Origin of the sequence: Desulfobulbus elongatus DSM 2908, from assembly GCF_000621145.1 — a bacterium.
GTDB lineage: Bacteria > Desulfobacterota > Desulfobulbia > Desulfobulbales > Desulfobulbaceae > Desulfobulbus > Desulfobulbus elongatus.
Genome location: NZ_JHZB01000024.1, coordinates 11,913 through 31,624, shown reverse-complemented (window position 1 = coordinate 31,624; position 19,712 = coordinate 11,913). Strand labels below are relative to the sequence as shown.

At 63.4% G+C, this 19,712-nt stretch carries 15 protein-coding genes; 1 reads left to right on the top strand and 14 read right to left on the bottom strand.

The annotated features are described in order from the left end of the window. Positions 1 to 19 precede the first annotated feature (19 nt). A complete protein-coding gene (locus Q362_RS0112285) occupies positions 20 to 334 on the bottom strand; it encodes a hypothetical protein (protein ID WP_028318935.1) in 315 nt (104 codons plus the stop codon). A gap of 721 nt (positions 335 to 1,055) precedes the next feature. Between Q362_RS0112285 and Q362_RS0112280 the strand changes: the two genes are divergently transcribed. Next, complete coding sequence (locus Q362_RS0112280; protein ID WP_157470082.1) at positions 1,056 to 1,421, top strand: hypothetical protein; 366 nt, start codon at positions 1,056 to 1,058, stop codon at positions 1,419 to 1,421. A gap of 197 nt (positions 1,422 to 1,618) precedes the next feature. Here the strand turns inward: Q362_RS0112280 and hydG are convergent, their stop codons facing one another. The 13 genes from hydG to Q362_RS0112215 form a co-directional block, all read right to left on the bottom strand. Next, complete coding sequence (gene hydG / locus Q362_RS0112275) at positions 1,619 to 3,052, bottom strand: [FeFe] hydrogenase H-cluster radical SAM maturase HydG (protein ID WP_051554238.1); 1,434 nt, start codon at positions 3,050 to 3,052, stop codon at positions 1,619 to 1,621. A 134-nt stretch (positions 3,053 to 3,186) separates the two neighbouring features. Then, complete coding sequence (locus Q362_RS0112270) at positions 3,187 to 4,344, bottom strand: polysulfide reductase NrfD family protein (RefSeq protein WP_028318932.1); 1,158 nt, start codon at positions 4,342 to 4,344, stop codon at positions 3,187 to 3,189. Next, a complete protein-coding gene (locus tag Q362_RS0112265; protein ID WP_028318931.1) occupies positions 4,341 to 5,141 on the bottom strand; it encodes a 4Fe-4S dicluster domain-containing protein in 801 nt (266 codons plus the stop codon). Before Q362_RS0112265 ends, Q362_RS0112270 begins: the two co-directional genes overlap by 4 nt. Before the next feature lie 22 nt (positions 5,142 to 5,163). Then, complete coding sequence (locus Q362_RS0112260; protein WP_028318930.1) at positions 5,164 to 6,768, bottom strand: [FeFe] hydrogenase, group A; 1,605 nt, start codon at positions 6,766 to 6,768, stop codon at positions 5,164 to 5,166. 477 nt (positions 6,769 to 7,245) lie between these two features. Then, the gene (locus Q362_RS0112255) at positions 7,246 to 8,424 is read right to left on the bottom strand and encodes a SpoIIE family protein phosphatase (protein WP_028318929.1); all 1,179 of its coding nucleotides are present in this window, start codon (positions 8,422 to 8,424) and stop codon (positions 7,246 to 7,248) included. Beyond that, on the bottom strand, positions 8,417 to 10,156 hold the full coding sequence (locus tag Q362_RS20450) for a [Fe-Fe] hydrogenase large subunit C-terminal domain-containing protein (RefSeq protein ID WP_035216590.1): 1,740 nt from the start codon (positions 10,154 to 10,156) through the stop codon (positions 8,417 to 8,419). The genes Q362_RS0112255 and Q362_RS20450 overlap by 8 nt, the downstream gene beginning before the upstream one ends. After that, positions 10,149 to 11,465, bottom strand: a complete 1,317-nt coding sequence (gene hydE / locus Q362_RS0112245; RefSeq protein ID WP_035216587.1) for a [FeFe] hydrogenase H-cluster radical SAM maturase HydE — start codon at positions 11,463 to 11,465, stop codon at positions 10,149 to 10,151. The genes Q362_RS20450 and hydE overlap by 8 nt, the downstream gene beginning before the upstream one ends. A gap of 2 nt (positions 11,466 to 11,467) precedes the next feature. Then, positions 11,468 to 12,718, bottom strand: a complete 1,251-nt coding sequence (gene hydF, locus Q362_RS0112240) for a [FeFe] hydrogenase H-cluster maturation GTPase HydF (RefSeq protein WP_028318927.1) — start codon at positions 12,716 to 12,718, stop codon at positions 11,468 to 11,470. Position 12,719: 1 nt separating this feature from the next. Further along, entirely contained in the window at positions 12,720 to 14,144 is a 1,425-nt protein-coding gene (locus Q362_RS0112235; protein ID WP_028318926.1) for an aspartate ammonia-lyase, read from the bottom strand. 242 nt (positions 14,145 to 14,386) lie between these two features. After that, entirely contained in the window at positions 14,387 to 16,438 is a 2,052-nt protein-coding gene (locus tag Q362_RS0112230) for a [FeFe] hydrogenase, group A (RefSeq protein WP_028318925.1), read from the bottom strand. After that, the gene (locus tag Q362_RS0112225; RefSeq protein ID WP_051554235.1) at positions 16,435 to 18,336 is read right to left on the bottom strand and encodes an NADH-ubiquinone oxidoreductase-F iron-sulfur binding region domain-containing protein; all 1,902 of its coding nucleotides are present in this window, start codon (positions 18,334 to 18,336) and stop codon (positions 16,435 to 16,437) included. Before Q362_RS0112225 ends, Q362_RS0112230 begins: the two co-directional genes overlap by 4 nt. Beyond that, positions 18,333 to 18,854 carry an NADH-quinone oxidoreductase subunit NuoE family protein gene (locus tag Q362_RS0112220; protein WP_051554233.1) on the bottom strand — a complete coding sequence of 174 codons (522 nt, stop codon included), beginning with the start codon at positions 18,852 to 18,854 and terminating at the stop codon, positions 18,333 to 18,335. The genes Q362_RS0112225 and Q362_RS0112220 overlap by 4 nt, the downstream gene beginning before the upstream one ends. After that, positions 18,851 to 19,543, bottom strand: a complete 693-nt coding sequence (locus Q362_RS0112215; RefSeq protein ID WP_028318922.1) for a redox-sensing transcriptional repressor Rex — start codon at positions 19,541 to 19,543, stop codon at positions 18,851 to 18,853. Before Q362_RS0112215 ends, Q362_RS0112220 begins: the two co-directional genes overlap by 4 nt. Positions 19,544 to 19,712: the final 169 nt, after the last annotated feature.

Sequence of the window (19,712 nt, the reverse complement as noted above, 5' to 3'; positions counted from 1 at the left end):
GTCTATTCTTTTTCCAGGGCTAGACGTTGACGGTCTGTTGCCCCGATGATAGGGTAGGTTCTCCAAGGGCTTTTCTTTTCAGGGCCTGCTCGTACTCCTTGCGCTTCCGTACAATCTCCTGCTTGATCAGTCGCCGCAGGGGGCTGCGTGAAGCCGGCCCGAAACACTCGTCAACCCGAAGACCGAGATATCCGGCGATGCCTTCGCGTATATGCCGGTTTTCCCTCGTTCCCTTGACGGTCTTCTGTACCGAGTGCATGTTGCAGCCGAGTTGCTCCGCAAGTTCGCGCATGAGGACACCGCGCAGCTTGAAAAGGTGTTGCAGGTCGTTCATGGAAATCGCCCTTTACTGATGCAATCAAAACAGTTGGAAATGCGGTCAGGGAGAGAGTGTCGACCATCCCGTCGCCGTGGTCCTGGTGACGGCCCCCAACCCGGTGCTCGTTGCCGTCGGTTCAGCCATCGAGCATATCGTTCGACTCCTCGGCGGGGACGACTTGGTCACACGTTCCGCGCCACGGGCGACGGGGGCGGAACCATGCGTTGGAAGGGGGCGCCTCTTCTTGTCCGTGTTGCTCACATTGCGGAAAAACAGGACTCGCTCGCCTGCATGCTGAAAAAGACGAGCCGTTTGATGCGAGGAACATCCTCCTTGTGTCCGGCGCTTTTCAAAAGACGGAAACAGGGGCGACATTGGTGCGGATACGCCCATCGGACAGGGATTGACGGTAACCTGCCGAGCAGTTGCCAACTGCCACAATGCAGTCCTTTTTCACCCTGCTCCGGCTAAATTTTCAGTTTTGATAGCCATTTGATACATCTGCCATGAATTATTTGCAAGGAAAAATTAAGTTGCCGTGACAAGAATAGACCTTGGTATCGACTTCTCTCGAGTGAGGGAACGAATCGAATGTGAAATGAAGGGGTTGAAGCCATCAAAATGGGCTGAGAAAGTCGGGGTCTCGCGGAACGTCGTGGCAAATATCCATGGGGGCACCCAGCAGAAGCCCTCGCTCGAATACATAGCAGCTGTATCGAGGTCGACCGGCCGGTCAATGAATTATCTGCTCTGGGGGGAGGAAGAAGAGGAGGAAGGGAGCGGCGTGGGGGTGATGCCCGCCGTGGCGTCAGCACGCACGGCAACCGTCCTCGATCCGCTTGGCATAGCGCGGAGCATGGAACTGCTCGCAAAAATCTATGCGGCCGACGACGCGGTGTACATCAGGGCGATCAGCGCCAATCTCATGGCCTTTGCCGATGCCGTGGAAACCAAGGCCAGGGCCAACGATCTGGAAAACAGGATGCGGGAAATGGAAAAGGACCTGGCCGACATGAAAGGCTTCCTCGCCAAACTGAAACAGGAGGAGGCGAGTGAAAAAGCCCGCCTCAGGGGACAGTCATCCGGAAAGAGGGCCGCGTGATCTATGTCCGCTTCTAACACTCTGTCGACGAACCGCCAGAGGATGTCCGGGGCGGTCGGCGCGGCTTCCGTTCCCCTGCGGGCGGGGCGGGCTCCATCTGTTTTCCCGCATGGCGGCACCGGCCGCGACACATCCGCCGGCGCAGGAGAACGGTCGGAAACAACCATCAGGCATACGTCCGTGGGGCGGACGCATGCTTAGAAATACACATCCCGGGTTTTGCCGCTCCGGATGGCATTGACGTTGCGCCGGGCCTTTTCGCGGTGTTCCGCCTTGGGCACCTTGTCCAGTTCCCGGTCCACGAGGGCATACCCGACCTCCTTGACCGCGGGCGAGGCGTAATCCTCCAGGTACTCCGAGAGGGTCATCAGGGCGTTGGGGTGGCAGACGTTTTTGATCTGGCCGCTTTTGGCCAGGGCCATGAAGCGATCACCGGTGCGGCCGGAACGGTAGCAGGCCGTGCACCAGGAGGGAACCAGCCCCTCAGACATGAGCCAGGCGATGATTTCATCGGCCGAACGCTCGTCGTTCTTGGCAAACTGGGCGGTCAGGTTCGGGTCCGTCTCGCCGGTTTCACGGCGGCGCTTTTCCGCCATGTAGCCACCGACCCCGACGGCGCTGCAGGCGCTCATCTGGGTGACGCCGCAGTCGAGCAGGTCTTTGCGCATGGCGGCGCTCTCGCGGGTGGAGATGATGATACCGGTGTAGGGCACGGCCAGGCGAAGCACGGCGACGATTTTCCTGAAGGTCGCATCGTCGGGGATGTTGGGGTAGACCGTGCTCAGGTCCACTCCTTCCGCCGGGCGGATTCGCGGCACCGAAATGGTGTGAAAGCCGACGCCGTAGGTCTGCTCGAGATGCTCGTTGTGAATCACCATGGCCAGGGCCTCGAACAGCGGGTCGTGCAGGCCGAAGAGCACCCCTGCGCCGACATCGTCGATGCCGGCACTCATGGCCCGGTCAAACGCGGTGGTGTGATACCAGTAGTCCCGTTTGGGGCCGGCCAGGTGAAACTTCTCGTAGGTCGGCTGGTGGTAGGTTTCCTGGAAAAGGATATAGGTTCCGATCCCCACCTCCTTGAGCTTGCGGTAATTTTCCACCGTGGTCGCGGCAATGTTGACGTTGACCCGCCGGATTTCGCCGGACAGGTCCGCCTGGGTCCGGTAGATGGTGCGCAGGCAGTCGAGGATATAGTCGATGGGGCAGTTGACATCGTCCTCGCCGGCCTCGAGCGCAATCCGCTTATGGCCCATGGACACGATCTCGATGATCTCGTCGCGGACCTCGTCCTGGGTCAACTTACGGCGCCGGAAACCGTGGCAGTCGTTGTAGGCGCAGTAGGCGCAGCGATTGACGCAGTAATCGCTGACATAGAGCGGCGCAAACATGACGATGCGGTTGCCGTATATGGCCTCCTTGATGGTCCGGGCCACCCGGAACAGCCGGGGCAGGTGCCTGTTGTCCATCTTGAGCAGACTGGCCACCTCGAGGTGGCTCAGACCGGCAAAGCGGGATGCCTTGTCGAGAATGGCATCGATGGCTCTGTCCGGTGTGGCGGCCGCCTGGGAGAGGATGGCATCGATTGCCGTCGGTCGGATGAATTCGGTTGTATTCAAGGTGATTTTCGACATGGTGGACCTCCCGCTGACCGGCAGGCGGCCATGTCGACCGCCTGCCGTTAAAAACATCTGCAAACAATAGGCCCGGAACCCCCTGCCGACAAGAGGCCGGGACACGAAGCGTACCCGGGGGCTCGGCCCCGCTTCTAGGACGCGCTTGTCGCGGCCTGCCGGTCGTGGGCCGGGAAAACATCGAAATTTTCCACGATGAAGAGGTAGAGCAGGATGCCTGCCGAAATCAGCCCCAGACTCAGGAACAACTCGGCCATCGAGGGGAAATAACCGGTACCGGCCGCCTCGGCCATGCCGGTGAAGACCACGTTGCCCCGGTTCAGCGCCACCCCCAGCACCATGAGCACGGCGTTGCGCACGATCATGGTCTTGGTCATCTCCCTGCCGCGCAGCTTGCAGCTCCAGAAGAAGAACAACGGCAGGAGACAGCCGACCACCAGTTCCAGCAGGCACATCAGGCTGACCGTGTCCAGGGCGAACAGGGCGGACAGCTGTCCCCGGATCGTCAGATCCGCGATCCGGAGGACCGCGTAGAAGGTCATCACGTAGCCCGACCATTTGGCGAGGAAGGTCATGGCCGGGGCATCCCAGTCGTGGCGGAAGAAGCGGCCGGCCAGGGCGGTCTCGCAGGTCACCATCGCAGGGCCGACGGCCACCGCGGAAGAGTAGTAGAGGATCGGCAGGAGCATGGTCCACCACAGCTCGTTGAGCTTGCCCAGGGTCAGCACGTACATCGAGCCGAGCGAACTCTGGTGCATGGTCGACAGGGCGATGCCGCCGATGACCAGCGGTGCGGTCAGGCGGGTGAAGAAAGAGGAAATCTTTTGCATGCCCAGCCCCTTGAACAGCACCGGCGCGAATTCGCAGGTGAGCACGATGGTGTAGAGCAGCACGCACATGTACAGCTCGAACATCACCGAATGCTCGCCCCAACTGAAGATGGGATGCCACCAGCCGTACCAGCGGCCGAGATCCATGAGCAGGCCGAAGCCGACCAGGCAGTACCCCAGCCAGGCGGTGAGGATGGCGGGCTTGACCACGGACTTGACCTTTTTCACGCCGAGCACGTAGTAGATGCCGGCGGTAGTGAAGCCGCCGGCGGCCAGGGCCACGCCCAGCTTGACGTCGATGAAGATCCACAGCCCCCAGGGCCAGGCGTCGGTGAGATTGGTCATCTGCAGCCCGTTCACCAGGCGATAGGCGACGATACCGAGGAAGATCACGGAAAAACCGATCAAAACCAGCCGGAACGGGGTCATGCGGAAAGTGATTCGAGTACCGTTGATTGTCATGCCTGCGGCCCTCCCGTGGTGTCCTGTTTGCCCTCAGCCGCGGCGTTGCGGCGCTTGTTGATGAAATAGATGCCGGAGAGAATCGCGGTCCAGCCGAGCAGAATGGCCGGCAGCTTGCTCAGGATCTGCCAGGTGTAGGCCGGCAGTGATTCCTGCGGCACCGAGGTTTTGAAACCGAGCCTGTCGAACGGCTGGTCCGAAAGGTACAGCCAGGCCGTGCCGCCGACCTCGGTTTCGCCAAAGACATGGTTGACATACAGCTGGCCGTTGTCGGCTATCCGCCGATGGGCTTCCCGGACCAGGGCATCGCGGTCGCCGAACTGCATCACCTGGTTCGGGCAGACCGCGATACAGGCGGGCTGCTCGCCCGCGACCACCCGGGTGAAGCACATCTGGCACTTGGAAACCTTGGGAAAGCTCTTGTCCCATTCGTACTTGGGGATGTTGAACGGGCAGGCCACCATGCAGTAACGGCAGCCGACGCAGAGATCGGGATGATAGACCACGGGGCCTTCCGGGGTCCGGCGCAGCGCCCCGACCAGGCAGGAGGAGGCGCAGGCCGGATCGACGCAGTGCAGGCACTGCTTCTTGGCAAAACGCCAGGCCGCGTCGCCGTTTCCGTCGGTGACGTCGTGCTTGCTGACCACGGTCCAGTTGATGTCCACCAGTTGGGCGGCCTCGCCCACGGTGGGTTTGTTGACTTCATCGTATTTTTTTTCGTTCCACAGCTTGCAGGCCACGGTGCAGGCCCCGCAGCCGAAGCATTTGGTCATGTCGACCAGCACTCCCTTGGACATATTCGTCTCCTCGCGATCCGGCTTACGCTTTGTTTTTTGCGGTCAGTTGGCCGCTACGATCGGTGTAGGTGGTGTGCAGCAGACGGTGCGCCATATCGCCGTTGGGCTTGCCCAGATAATCGGCGTAGAGATCCGCCACCTCCTTGTTCTCGTGGCTCAGCCGCTTCTTGGCGAGTTTGGCGTCAATGGTGTAGATGGAGTGCAATCGTTCCTTGCGGACCCAATCGCTGGGCGGCACCGACGTTTTGGGCTGGCCGCCGCCGCTGAGGCAGCCGCCGGGACAGGCCATGAATTCGATGAAATGGTAGCGCGGCGACCGGCCGGCCTGCTTGTCGGCCCGAATCTGGTCGAGCAGTTGGCGGGCGTTGGCCAGGCCCTGGGAGACCGCGACCCGGAGTTCGCCGAATCCGGGCACCGTGAGCGACGCCTCCTTGACGCCCTGGAGACCGCGCACGGCGCTGAGATTGTACAGGGACTCGGGCGGATTCTCTCCGGTCAGCAGGAAGTAGCCGGACCGTATGGCCGCTTCCATGACCCCGCCGGAAGCGGCGAAGATCACCGCGGCGCCGGTCCCCTCGCCCATGAGCGAATCGTAGGGCTGGGGATCGAGCTTGACGAAGTCTATCCCCTTGCCCTTGATCATCCGGGCCAGTTCCCGGGTGGTGAGCACAAAGTCGACGTCCCGCATTCCGGGGTCGCCGGCCATCACCCCGGCACTGTTCATCTCGCTGCGCGATGCCTCGAATTTCTTGGCGGTACAGGGCATGATCGCCACGCTGACGATCTGCCTGGGATCGATCCCCTTCTTTTTGGCATAATACGTTTTGGCCACCGCCCCGAGCATCTGCTGCGGTGATTTGCAGGTGGACATGTTTTCCAACAGGTCCGGATAGAAATACTCGCAGAATTTGACCCACCCCGGCGAGCAGGAGGAAAACTGCGGCAGGGCGGTCGGAGCGTGACCGTGGCCGCTTTCGCCGTGCCCGCCGGCAGCCGCCCTGATCCGGTTGACCAGTTCGGTGCCCTCCTCCATGATGGTGAGGTCTGCACTGAAATTGGTGTCGAACACCCGGTCGAATCCCAGCAGCTTGAGGGCCGCCACCATCTTGCCCTCGACGATGGAACCGGCGGGCATGCCGAATTCCTCGCCGATGGCGATACGGGTGGCCGGCGCGGTCTGGACGATCACATGCAGCCTGGTATCGCCGATCACCCGCAGGACCTTGGCGATGTCGTCGCGCTCGCTGATGGCGCCGGTGGGACACCACAGGGCGCACTGGCCGCAGTTGATGCAGGTGATGTCGTTCTTGATCGGCAGGCCGTAGAAGCCTTCCACGCTCTGAACATGTTTGCAGGCCTCGGTGCACTGGCCGCAGAGGATGCACTTGCGGTCGTCCCGGACGATCGAGGGGTTGTGCGGGTCGATGGGAACCCGGCCGCGCACCTGCACCGGCCAGGAACCGGGGGCGTTGTACTGCTGCGGGGTCCACCCTTCCCCGCCGGAGGGCTTGCCCGCGTCCTTGCAGCCCGACAGCGTCGTCAGGGCGCCGGCCATACCGGCCGCGCCCAGCCCTTTGAGAAAAAACCGCCGGGAACACGACGGCCCGTTCTTGCTCTTGGTCTTCATATCGTCCATATCCTTCGCTGAAATGATCCCATGGTCGTCCGGGCCGTGCCGGCTTTTGCCTTTTCCCGCCTCCCGTCCGCGCGACAGGTTGTGCTCTGATCGCAGCGAGACAGGAATCGGCACCGAACGATCCCCCCTTCCTCCGCACGCCCTTTTCACCCCACCGGCCTTCCGGTTTTTCAGGAAACCGATACTGATTCATCCTGCGCCCGCGGTACCACACAATACCTATATAGAGAATTAATTCTCTATATATATTTTAGAAAAATCTCATTGATTTGTCAATTTTATTTAAAGATTCAATTTGAGAATTTTTAGGAAATTTTTTGCAAAACCAGGCGGGTAAAAATCGGGTGCGACGAGGGGATGTCGTCAGCGGCGAGTACCGACGATCCGACCAAGGGGCGCGGGGTCGTTGCCGACCGGTCGGTCAGCGGTACGACGGATTGGCAAGAGGGGCGGAAGGAGCGATTGCGGTCAGATGAACCGGACCGAGGTGGCGTTCAGGTATTTTTCTTCGAGTAGGGAGACGATACGGCGCACAATGTTGCGCCGCAGATCGAGTTCCTGGGGGGTGTTGGGGTCCTGGTGCGCTTCGTTGATCCTGGTGCCGACGATGAAATGGATGATGTCGCTGCGCAACATCAGCCGCACGATATCGCCCGCCGGATTGGCCGGCAACCGGTCGACCGTGGTCCCGGCCGCCAGGAGTTGGGCCACATGGGCCAGGGTGAGCGCGCCCTCGGTGATCAGGTCGACCCCCTCCATGGTGGCCGGAGGGGGCATGCCGGTATCGGCCCGGCTGAGATCGACGGTGATCGGCCGGTGCAGAACGCGGCCGACGATGGTGGCGGTGGTGCCGCCGCAAATAATTTTCCGGCCGGGAAAGGTCAGGGCGGCCTGGGCGAGTTCGAAATCGCGCTGGGGCACGAAGGGCGGTCCGGTCATGATCAGCAACTGCCGCGGGACCCGGAAATGCATCACGACGCAACTGATGTCGTCGCGGGCGCAACCGCCGTCGTTGGCCAGGGCCCGGTCCATCAGTGTTTTGGCCAGCCGGCGGGAAGAGATTTCGGGGGCGGTTTTGATCAGCTCCCGGATATACGCCACGGTCTGCTCGCGGGTCCAGCCCAAGGGCATGGCGGCTTGCCCCATGCCCGACTGGGTGATCCCGTCGGAACAACAGACGAGCCGGTCGCCGATTTCCAGAACCAGCCGGCCGTGGTAGATCAACCGCTCCTTCCATCGCTCCAGCGTGATCACCGAGCGCTCCAGCTCGATTTCCTCCGCGCCCCGGAGCAGCGCCAGGGCCGGATTGCCGTGTTCGATGAAGCGCAGGGAACCGTGTTCGTCGAGATCGAGCAGGGTGAACGTCGAGTAGCTGATCTTGCGCACCTCGCAGATGGGCAGGGTGTCCATGATCGAATGGGCCCAACTGCGGGTATCCGTGCGGGTGGAGGCGAATTTGAGGGCCATGGCGGCCGTGAGATTGGCCAGCACCGATGCCTTGACCCCGGATCCCAATCCGTCGGAGAGAACCGCCAGAACCCGCCCCTCCTCCTTGATCCGATGGGACAGGACCACATCGCCGCAAATCGATTGGCGATGCTTGCTGCACTGGGCATGGTCGACATCGATGAAGGCGTTGTCAGTCACCCTCCCCTCCCCCCTCCCCGTCGTCGATCTTGGCCGGGGAGAACGATTCGATGATGCTGTTCAGGGTCACCTCGGATTCGGCGGCGTTCTCCCCCAGGAGATAGGCGATCTTCTGCACCGTGGCCAGATTCTTCTGGATGACCTCGCGCGCCCTCCGGATCACCTGTTCCTTCTGGACCGACGGCCGGGTGATGTCCTGGAGGATGGCGCCGACAACGGCATGCGGTTCGATGGTGAAGATCGACAGATGGAGGATGGTGTCGAGGAAGCGGATATCCCGGTCAAGGATATCCATGTCGTTCTTCAGCACGTTGGCGAACAGGGAATGAAAGGGCAGGAGTTCCACCAGGGAGCGTCCTTCCGGTTCCGCCGGGGATGCGGCCGGATGCTGGTGATTGACGATGGCGATGAAGGCCTCGTTGCATTCGAGCACCCGCAGGTCGCTGTCGACGATCACCACCGCCGAAGGCATCTTGTGCATGAGTACATTGGCCTTCTTGAAGGCCAACTGCCGCATCCAGGAAACGCACATCGACCGCTCCGCCCGCTGCGCGATCAGGGCTTTGCCGAATTCCCGGCAGGAATCGTAACCGCAGCCGCCGCAGTTCAGCTCGTCTTCACGCGACCGCTTGCCGATCGAGCGCAGCACCTCGGTGATCCGGGTCTCCGAAATCTCCGGCCGGCGGTGGGTCAGCGGTTCGATCCGCCTGCGTATGTCGAACATGGGCTGGCGGGGTACCGGTTGCCCTTCCGGAAAGCGGGCGGAGCGCAGCACCCGGTGGCGCTTGCCCACGGTGTTCCCCCGTTGGCTGACCTTGGGGCCGTTGATGCAGCCGCCTTCGCAGGCAAGAAGTTCGAGAAACAGGCCCTGCTCCGAGACGAGATCCTCCAAACCATCCAGGGCGTTTCCCACCGCGGCCAGGCCGGAGAAACTCATGAAGGCGGCGTCATCGATGCCGCAGTGGGCCCGGATGCCGGCGATCATGCCGCCATCCACCGGATACAGCACCCCTTCCTCAGCCGCAGAGGGGACGAAGCGATCCTCCTCGCCCGGCGCCAAGGTTCCGGGATCGATCCGCTCGGCCGCGAACCAGAGGCGCAGATCCTCGAAGGTCAGGGCGATGTCGAGCAGGTCGGGATGGTCGTCGGCCTCCACTTTCTTGGCAATACAGGGACCTATGAACACGATGGCGATGGCCGGGCCGAAATGGCGGCGAAGCAGCGCGCAATGGGCCAGGAGCGGCGAAAGCAGGCCGGTGACCGCCTCGGCCAGGTGCGGCCGGTGTTTCTGGATGAAGGCCACCACGGTCGGACAGGCCGAACTGATGAGGATTTGCCCCGGCTGCTGACGCAGGCTCTGGCCGACATGGGCGCTGACCTGCTGGGCGCCGAGGGCGGTTTCCGAGACCCCGGCGAAACCGAGCCGACGGAGGGCGGCAGTCAGTTGGCCGGCGCTGAGATCGGGAAACTCGGTCACCCAGGAAGGGGCGAGGGAGACGTAGGTCCGGGGCGGCAGCGTCACGAGTTGGCGGGCCCGGGCCAGGTCGTTGCGCACATGCTTGGCGGCATTGGGGCAGATCGAGACGCAGGCCCCGCAGTACACGCACATTTCCGGGACGATGGTGGCATAGGCATCCTGCACCCGGATGGCCTTGACCGGGCAATGGCGCACACATTTATAGCAGTCCTGGCACTCGTGCTTCTCGGTATAGATCGGCGGGCGTTTATCCATGGGGCTCCTCCCGGAGGACCGCCAGATGGTGGCGGAGCAATTCGTCGAAGCAGGAGGCCTGCACATTGGAATAGAGGGTGGTGCCGATGGTGACGTGCGGCCCCCGGGTGCATTGATTCTCGCAGAGATGGCCGGAAATGTCGGGGATCAGGCCGGCGGCCTCGACGCATTGGCGCATGGTCTCGATGGCCGGGCCGTTGTTGCCGCGGCTGTAGCAGGAACTGCCCATGCAGACGGCGATCTTCAGGGTGGCCGGATGTTCCCGCGAGGGCGCTGCCGGCCGTCGCCTCCTGCCGCCCTGGCCGCTGCCGACGAATCGCCCCAGGGAGGCGATCTGGGACCGGATCTGGCGATCGCACGCCTCGGCGACCTCGATCCGGTCGGCCTTGCCGGGGTAGATGGCGTACATTTCGCGATACTGCGGCGGCGTCAGATTCGGCATGATCACATTGGCGCCCCGCCGCAGCGCCAGTTCGCGGCCCAGACCGGCATGCATCACCGCCACCGCGGTAGTGGCGGGAATATGGGCATCCGGGCGGAGGATGCGGGCCAGGGCCACGACCTTGCAGGTCATCTCGACGGTCGGCGGTACCTGGTTGTCGGTCGGCAGGGGCGACCGTGCCCGCCAGAGCGGCGTCTCCGGGTGGGCGATGAAGGGACCGATGCCGATCATGTCGAGGTCGAGGTCGCGAAACAGCAGGATATCGTCGGCCAGGCTCTCGTAGCTTTGCCCGGGAATGCCGACCATGACGCCGCCGCCGGTTTCATAGCCCAGGGCCCGCAGGCGGCGGAGGATGGCGATCCGGTCGGACACCGTGCCGCCGTGATCGGGATGGATGACCTGGTACAGCGCCCGATCCGACGTTTCGAAACGCAGCAGATAGCGGTCCGCGCCGGCCTCCCGCCAGGCAGCCAGCTCGTTCTCGGTACGCTCTCCCAGGCTGAGGGTCAGGGCCAACGGCGTCGCCGCCTTGATCCGGCGAATGAGCCCGGCCAGCCAGTGGCCCTCGACGCCGTAGTCCTCGCCGGACTGGAGCACCAGGGTGCCGTAGCCCATCTGGACCGCCTGGAGCGCGCAACGATAGATGTCCTCCTCGGTCAGCCGGTAGCGGCGGACCGTCCGGTTGGCGGCGCGCAGCCCGCAGTAGTGGCAGGAGCGGGCGCAATGGTTGGAGATCTCCACCAGGCCGCGCAGGTGAACGGCATCGCCCACCCACTCTTCCCGCGTCCGGTCCGCCCGTTGCCAGAGTTCGCTCAGCTCAAGGGCATCGTCGCAGCGCAGCCAATGGAGCAGTTCCCGCCGGTCCATGCTCACCTGCCTCCGTTGTGTGCGGGCGCCAGTGAACGGAGCAGTTCCAGGGCCGCGGGAAAGGGACTGAGCGCGCGGGCGAAAATGCCCAGGCTGTAGGCGATGGCCAGGCCGTAATTGGTGACCGGCACCCCTGCTTCGCGGCAGCGGGCGATGCGGCCGAGCACTTCGCGGCGGTTGAGCATGCAGGAGCCGCATTGGATCGCCAACCGGTACTCGTGCAGATCGTCGGGAAAATCATGGCCCTGGACATGGGTGAACGCCAGTTGCCCGCCAACGAATTGGGTGAGCCAGCGGGGGATCTTGACCCGGCCGATGTCCTCGCCAATGGGATGATGGGTGCAGGCCTCGGCGATCAGCACCCGGTCGCCGGGCTGAAGCCGCTCGATGGCCAGCGCGCCGGCCACCTGGGTGAGCAAATCGCCCTTGCTGCGGGAAAACAGGATGGAAAAGCTGGTGAGCCGCACGTCGGCGGGCACATCGGCGACCACCTTGAGAAAGGCCTGCGAGTCGGTCACCACCAGCTTGGGCGGACGGGCGAGCGCAGAGAGGGCGTGGCGCAACTCCCGTTCCTTCACCACCAGGCACAGGGAATCGCCGTCGAGGAGGTCGCGGATGGTCTGCACCTGGGGCAGGATCAACCGCCCCCTGGGCGCCTCCTTGTCGATGGGCACCACCAGCACCGCGGTCTCCCCGGGGCCGACCAGATCGGAGACGATGGCCGGGTTGTCGATGAAATCGGCCGGTGCCCGCTCGACGATCCGTTGCTGCACCGCGCCGATTCCCGTCCCGTTGACGGCGGCGGTGTGCACCAGCGGGATCGATCTGGCCGCCAGGTCGGCGACCAGCGCATCGGACGCACGCCCCTGGTCGGCCTTGTTCATCACCACCACCACCGGAATCAGGCGCCGGGTCAGTTCCTCCAGCAAATCGGCCTCGAAGCCGCCCCATTCGCCGCAGGCACTGACGATGATGCCCAGATCGGTCCGCTCGAAGACCGCCCTGGTCCGGGCGATGCGCATCGCTCCCAGGGCGCCGGTATCGTCGATTCCGGCGGTATCGATGAAGAGCACCGGCCCGAGCGGCAGCAGCTCCATCGGTTTTTCCACCGGGTCGGTGGTGGTGCCGGCACAGGCCGAAACAATGGCCACCTGCTGGCGGGTCATGGCGTTGAGCAGGCTCGACTTGCCAACGTTGCGGCGACCGAACAGGCCGATGTGCAGGCGCAGGCCCTTGGGTGCGGATTGACTCATATCATTGATCCGGGTCAGACGGGGAAGGGACGAAACCGAGGCGGCAGACGGCGGTGGCGCTGGTGCATTGGTCAAACTGCTCATCGCTGATCCCGGCCTCGACCCGGGCCAGTTCGCGGATGGAGACGCCGGTGCGGGCAGCCGTTGCCGCCAGTTCGGCCGCCCGCTCGTGGCCGATGACCGGCACCAGGGCGGTGACCGTGGCCGTGGCATTGGCGACCTGCCGGGCGCAGCGGGCCGCATCCACCTCGATGCCCTCGATGCAATGGCGGCAGAGAATGTCGTCGGCCCGTCCCAGCAGATCGAGATTGTCCAGGAGGGTCCGGGCCACCAGCGGCAGGAAGGGGTTCAGATCGAGATTGCCCGAAGCGCAGGCCAGGGTCAGGGCCGCATCGTTGCCGATCGCCAGCATCGCGACTTGGCTGACGGCCTCGGGAATCACCGGATTGACCTTGCCGGGCATGATCGACGAACCGGCCTGGCGCCGGGGCAGGCGCAGCTCGGCAATCCCGGCGTCCGGGCCGGAACCGAGGAACCGCAGGTCCGTGCAGATCTTGAGCAGATTGGAGGCGTGGGCCTTGAGTATCCCCGACACCTCGACAAAGACATCGGCGTTCTGGGTGGCTTCCACCAGGTTCTCCGCCCGGGCCAGGCCCAGTCCGGTCAGTTGACGCAGCGTTTCGGTGACTTCGAAGATGTAGCGGCGCGGCGCGGCCAGGCCGGTGCCGACGGCGGTGCCGCCGAGATTGACCACCCGCAGCCGTTCGTGGCACTTGGCGATGCGCCAACGGTCGCGGTTGATCGCCTCGGCATAGGCGCCGAAGGTGCGGCCGGCGGTGGTCAGCACCGCGTCCTGCAGCTCGGTCCGGGCCACCTTGACCACATGGGCCCAGCGCTGTTCCTGCCGCTGGAAGGCCTCCTGGAGGGCCAGCACCCGCTGTTCCAAACGGGCCAGCAGGTGCAGCGCGGCAACCCGCAGGGCGGTGGGAAAGACATCGTTGGTCGACTGGTGCCGGTTGAGGTCGTCCAGGGGACTGACCCGTCCGTAGTCGCCCCTGTCGCGGCCGAGCAGCTCCAAGGCCCGGTTGGCCAACACCTCGTTGACATTCATGTTGGCGCTGGTGCCGGCCCCGCCCTGCAGGTCGTCTACGATCAGCCACTCGCCAAGCCCGCCCTCGGCCATCTCCCGGCAGGCGGCCAGGATGGCGTCGGCCTTTGCCGGATCGTCGCGCCACGCGCCCAACCGCTGGTTGGTTTGGGCAGCCGCCAGCTTGACCAGTCCGAGGGCGCGGATCAGGGCGGGATGGAGCGGCCGGCCGGACAGGGGGAAATTCTCCACCGCCCGCAGGGTGTGGATGCCCCACAGGCTGTCGCCGGGAACCTCGCGCTGGCCGAGGCTATCGGACTCCGTTCGGGTCTGGCACATAAGGCTTCCTCTGGATAGAAGCGGAAAGGGAGAAAAAAACGACCGATACGATCAGGGTACTGTATGTCCGTTGGGATTCGCGGCCAAGGGAAAAGAAACCGTCTTGCTGTCGATGCCATGCAAACGTTGCTCCGTGGCACGGCAGTCTGTCGCGAGAACCGCCATGCCCCGGAGCAACGGGAAAGGAAAATGCTCCCGCCGGTAACAGGGACGCAAACCGGCGGGAGCGGGGGATGCCTCGTTCAGCGGGCGCCGGCCTCGACCGACGGAGACGACACCTGGGCCAGTTCGGCGTGGATGGCCTGCACGACCGTGTCGAGCGTCGCCTGGGAAATGATCGTTTCGCCGACCGCCACATTGGGTCCTTCGCCGCAGCGTTCGAAGCAGAAGGAGGCCTGGACCTGGACCCTGTCGTCGAGATCGTTGGCCTCTACATGCTTCATCAGGCCCTGGATGATCGCCTGCGAGTTGCGCAAAAAACAGCCTGTTCCCGCGCACACCCGGACAATCAACGGCCCTTCGCCCGATTCCTTGGCCCTGGCAAGGGCATGGTCTTCCGCGCCGGCGCGCCGGCGATGATGATAATGGGTGTGGAGCAGCCGATGCGATTCGCGGCTGGCCGGCTCGCCGAGGAATTTCTGATAGCATTCGGTGACGAAGTGGTTCTCCTGGGAACAGTGGAGATCGAGCAGCCGGTCGGTGTTGTACAGCGCCTCGGCGCGGGCCCGGCGGCGCTGGGCGATATCGCGTCCCACCGGTTGGCCGGCGCCGCCGATACAGCCGCCGGGGCAGGCCATGACCTCAACCAGATCAACCAGCAGGGTGCCGGCAAGGATGCGCTGCATCGTCTCGCGCGCCTTGCCCAGGCCGTGGACAATGGCCAGCTTCAGCTCGATGCCGCCGACCTCCGTCCGGATCACGCGCAGGGAATCCTCGCCACGTATTTCCTCACATTCCGGATCCACCGGATTCTGGCCGGTGAGTTTGCCCACCGCGTAGCGCAGCACCGCCTCGGTGACCCCGCCGGAGTTGCCGAAGATCACCCCGGCGCCGGTTTTGAAACCCATGGGCATATCGAAGCTCGCCGGGTTGAGCTTGTTCAGGCTCAGGCCCGATTCTTCGATCATCCGGGCCAACTCCTGGGTGGTGAGCACGTAATCCACGTCCGGGATGCCGGCTGTCCGAAACTCCGGCCTTCTCGCCTCGAACTTCTTCGCCGTGCAGGGCATGATCGACACCATGACGATGTCCTTGCGCTCCCGGCCCAGCTGGGCCGGCAACGTGTGCTTGACCATGGAGCCCATCATCTGCTGCGGCGACCGGCAGGAACTGAGATTGCCCAGGAGTTGCGGGAAATACTGCTCGGCGAACTTGACCCAGCCCGGACAGCAACTGGTGAACAGCGGCAGTCGCTCGCCATTGCTTTTGCGGGCAATGAACTCGTTCGCCTCCTCAACCACGGTGAGATCGGCGGTAAAACTGGTGTCGTAGACGATGTCGAACCCCATCCGCTTCATCGCCGCCACCACCTGACCGGTGGTGTTGAGACCGTATTCGCTGCCGAACTGCTCGCCGATGGCGACCCGGACCGCCGGAGCGATCTGGGCGACCACCACGGTGCCGGGATCGTAGATCGCCTGCCATACCGCCTCGATCTCCGAGGCCGGAGCCAGGGCGCCCGTGGGACAGACCGAGGCGCACTGGCCGCAGTTGACGCATTCGCCGGCTCCCAGATCCCGGCCGAAGGCGGGAAGCACCGCGGCATCATGGCCCCGATGGGCGAAATCGATAGCGCCCACGGACTGGATTTCGTCGCAGAAGCGCACGCAATCGCCGCAAAGCACGCACTTGTTGGGATCGCGGATCAGGGACGGACTCGAGGCATCGACCGGTTTCGGCTGGTGGATGGAACGGTAGCGGATGGTGGTAATGCCCAGCCGACGGGCGATATCCTGGAGCTGGCACGAGCCGCTGCGCACGCAACTGGTGCATTCCCGGTCGTGGTTGGCCAGGAGCAGTTCAACGGCAATCTTGCGGATTTCCCGCAGTTCCTGGGTGTTCGTGCGGACCACCAGCCCCGGCTCGGGCGGCGTGGAGCACGCGCCGAGAATGCCGCGCCCGTCGACATCGACCAGGCAGAGGCGGCAGGCGCCGTAGACACTCAGGTCGGAATGGTAACAGAAGGTGGGCAAATCGATACCGACCTTGCGGACCAGTTCCAGCAGGTTCTTCTCGCCGTCGATCGCCACGGGGCGGCCATCGATGGTCAATGTGGCGGCTTGTCGCTTGATCATGCGCGTCCTCCCGGCAGTCCCTCGACGGCGCCGAATTTGCAGGACTGTGCACACGCCCCGCATTTGATGCATTTTTCCTGATCGATCACATGCGGCTGCTTCAACGCACCGTCAATGGCCTCAACCGGGCATTTTTTGGCGCACTTGCCGCAGCCCTTGCACTTTTCCGCGTTGATCCACGGCTTGAGCAGGGCCGTGCACTGGCCGGCCGGACAGACCTTGTCCCGGACGTGCGCCTCGTATTCCTCCGGAAAATGGCGCAGGGTCGACAGGACCGGGTTGGGCGCGGTCTTGCCCAGGCCGCAAAGCGAACCCTTCTGCACCGCCAGGGCGAGTTCCTTCAAAAGCGGCAGGGTCCTCTCGTCCGCCCGGCCCTCGATGATGTCGTCCATCAGGACGAGCATCTGCCGGGTGCCCTCGCGACAGAGCACGCACTTGCCGCAACTTTCGCGCTGGGTGAACTCCATGAAAAACCGGGCCACCGACACCATGCAGGTATCCCGGTTCATGGCCACGAGACCGCCGCTCCCCACCATGGCGCCGACACCGCGCAACGAGTCGAAATCCATGGGCAGGTCGAGGTGTTCCCGGGTCAGGCAGCCGCCGGACGGGCCGCCGATCTGGACCGCCTTGAACCCGGCCGGATCGATGCTGCCATCGCTCCCGGTGATCCCGCCGCCAATGTTGTGGACAATCTCCCGCAACGTGGTACCAAAAGGCACCTCGATCAGGCCGGTGTTGGCGACGTGGCCGGTGAGGGCAAAGGTCTTGGTGCCGGGGGAACCGGCGGTGCCCAGTGCACGGAAGCGCGCCGCCCCCTGCCGGATGATGCGAACCGCATGGGCCAGGGTCTCGACGTTGTTGATGATGGTCGGCTTCCCCCAGAGGCCGCTTTGGGCGGGAAACGGCGGCTTGGGCCGGGGCATGCCCCGCTGGCCCTCGATCGAGGCGATCATCGCCGTTTCCTCGCCGCAGACAAAGGCCCCCGCCCCCTCCATGATCTCGCAACTGAGGGAGCATCCCGTCCCGAAGACGTTCGCGCCCAACAGGCCGCGTTCAGTGGCGTCCCTGACCGCGCGGCGCATCCGCTGCACGGCCAGGGGGTACTCTGCCCGCACGTACACCAGCGTTTCGTCGGCACCGATGGCCCGGGCGGCGATCATCAGTCCTTCGATGACGCTGTGGGGATTGCCTTCCATGACGCTGCGGTTCATGAAGGCGCCGGGATCGCCCTCGTCGGCGTTGCAGATGACGTATTTCTTTTCGCCGGCCTGCCGCCGGGCCGCCTCCCATTTACGGCCGGTGGGAAAACCGCCGCCGCCCCTGCCCCTCAAGCCGGATTCGACCATCTCCGCACAGATCGATTCGGGGCTCATCTCCAGAAACGCCTTTCTTGCCGCCCGGTAGCCGCCATTGCGGATGTATTCGTCGATGTTTTCCGGGTCGATGGTGCCGCAGTCGCCGAGGACGAATCGCTGCTGGCGCGTATAAAACGGTATGTCGTCCGTGCCCCTGCAGGCATGGCCGTTGCCCGGTTCCGTATAGAGCAGCCGTTCGACCACACCGTCCGCAACCAGGCTGGTCGTGATGATGTCGTCGACATCGGCCGGCTTGACCCGGGTGTAGAGAATATTCTCCGGAAAAATTGTCACCAGCGGACCCATCTGGCAAAATCCCTGGCAGCCGCTGCGCGTGACGGCGGTTTTGCCGTGATTGTCGTTTTCCGCCCGCAACTCGAGAACGACGGGTAGATTTTTGTCCGCCATCTCCTGCTGAAACGCGGCATAGACCTTCATCGCCCCATTGGCCATGCAACCGGTGCCCGCACAGATGACGACCCGACGCTGCGCCCCCATCAGCATATTTGCAACGGGCAGTTCATGTGGCTGCGTGTTCATGCCTGCACCTTTTCCTGTTGCTCGATCTCGTCGATGAGGCGGATGGCCGCCTCGGGGGTCATCTGACCATGCACCTCTTCGTTGATGACCACCACCGGCGCCAGGCCGCAGGCGCCGAGGCAGGCGACGGTTTCCACGGTGAAGAGCATGTCTTCCGTTGTCATGCGTTTGGCGGACAGGCCCAAGCGCCGGTAAATCGCCTCGAGAATGGGGATCGAACGCTTGACATGGCAGGCGGTGCCGTCGCACAGCCGGATGCAGTATTTGCCTTTGGGTTCGAGGGCAAAGTGGGAATAAAAGGTGGCGACGCCGAACACCCGGGCCGGAGGGATGTCGAGGCCGGTGGCGACGTAGGTGAGCACATCTTCGGGCAGATACCGGTATTCCTCCTGGACGGCCTGAAGGATCGGGATCAATCGCTGCGGCTGCCTGCCGTTCTGCTCAAGGATGACGCCGACCTTGTCATAGCGGCGGGCCGGGGATTGCAGGTGCGTTGCTGCCAGTTCACATGCATTCATGGTTTGGATACTCCTTTCGCCCGGGATTGGGCCAGTTTTCGTGTCATCTTCTGCGATAGCACCGCAAGCGAGCAATACAAATCCTCATTGGTCACAAGAACGCGCTCCGGCACCTCGATCTTTGCCGGCGCAAAATTCCAGATGGCCAAAACGCCGCCCTCGACGAGCAGGTTTGCCGCCTGTTGGGCTTCGGAGGCGGGAACGGTGATGATGCCGAAGCGAACCTTCATGCGCCGCATCAAGTTGGGCAACTTGCTGACATGGCGAACATGCTTGTCGTGAATGACCCGATGGCACTTATTGGGATCGACATCGAAGGCGGCAACGATCTGCAGGCCGCACTCGGCAAAACCGGCATACCCCATCAACGCCTCGCCCAGGCTGCCGGCACCGACGAGAAATGCCTCGATGGTGTTATCCCAGCCGAGAAAGCGCTCGATGGCGCAGATCAGGTCGTGAACGTCATAGCCGATCTTGGGTCTGCCCACGGTCCCGGTCATTTCAATATCCTTGCGGATCTGAGTGGGATCGAGCTTCAATTCGGTCCCGATCATGGTACAGGACACACCGGTGCGACCGCCGTCACGCAACTGTTTCAACAGGCGATAATAGAGAGGCAAACGACGCAGGGTCGGCTCCGGGATGCTTCTGGCCGGTTCCTTGACGGAGTGCACCTCTGGCTCATTCATACCCCTCCCCCCTTCGGATCGTTAGCGAGAATCGAATATCGATTAAACGGACGACGAAACATACCGAGCAACTCCTTATCGAGAATTAATTCTCGATATTTATTATCCTACAATGTTCTTTACATGTCAACATATATAAACGATAGGCGACAGGCTGATTTATAATTTT

Bases quoted from the DNA above. Each gene is read 5' to 3' on its own strand.
- Q362_RS20450 (WP_035216590.1), bottom strand. From the start codon at position 10,156: ATGGATAAACGCCCGCCGATCTATACCGAGAAGCACGAGTGCCAGGAC.
- Q362_RS0112265 (WP_028318931.1), bottom strand. From the start codon at position 5,141: ATGTCCAAGGGAGTGCTGGTCGACATGACCAAATGCTTCGGCTGCGGG.
- Q362_RS0112220 (WP_051554233.1), bottom strand. From the start codon at position 18,854: ATGAATGCATGTGAACTGGCAGCAACGCACCTGCAATCCCCGGCCCGC.
- hydE (WP_035216587.1), bottom strand. From the start codon at position 11,465: ATGGACCGGCGGGAACTGCTCCATTGGCTGCGCTGCGACGATGCCCTT.
- Q362_RS0112280 (WP_157470082.1), top strand. From the start codon at position 1,056: ATGAATTATCTGCTCTGGGGGGAGGAAGAAGAGGAGGAAGGGAGCGGC.
- Q362_RS0112260 (WP_028318930.1), bottom strand. From the start codon at position 6,768: ATGAAGACCAAGAGCAAGAACGGGCCGTCGTGTTCCCGGCGGTTTTTT.
- Q362_RS0112285 (WP_028318935.1), bottom strand. From the start codon at position 334: ATGAACGACCTGCAACACCTTTTCAAGCTGCGCGGTGTCCTCATGCGC.
- Q362_RS0112225 (WP_051554235.1), bottom strand. From the start codon at position 18,336: ATGAACACGCAGCCACATGAACTGCCCGTTGCAAATATGCTGATGGGG.
- Q362_RS0112235 (WP_028318926.1), bottom strand. From the start codon at position 14,144: ATGTGCCAGACCCGAACGGAGTCCGATAGCCTCGGCCAGCGCGAGGTT.
- Q362_RS0112215 (WP_028318922.1), bottom strand. From the start codon at position 19,543: ATGAATGAGCCAGAGGTGCACTCCGTCAAGGAACCGGCCAGAAGCATC.
- Q362_RS0112230 (WP_028318925.1), bottom strand. From the start codon at position 16,438: ATGATCAAGCGACAAGCCGCCACATTGACCATCGATGGCCGCCCCGTG.
- hydF (WP_028318927.1), bottom strand. From the start codon at position 12,718: ATGAGTCAATCCGCACCCAAGGGCCTGCGCCTGCACATCGGCCTGTTC.
- hydG (WP_051554238.1), bottom strand. From the start codon at position 3,052: ATGTCGAAAATCACCTTGAATACAACCGAATTCATCCGACCGACGGCA.
- Q362_RS0112270 (WP_028318932.1), bottom strand. From the start codon at position 4,344: ATGACAATCAACGGTACTCGAATCACTTTCCGCATGACCCCGTTCCGG.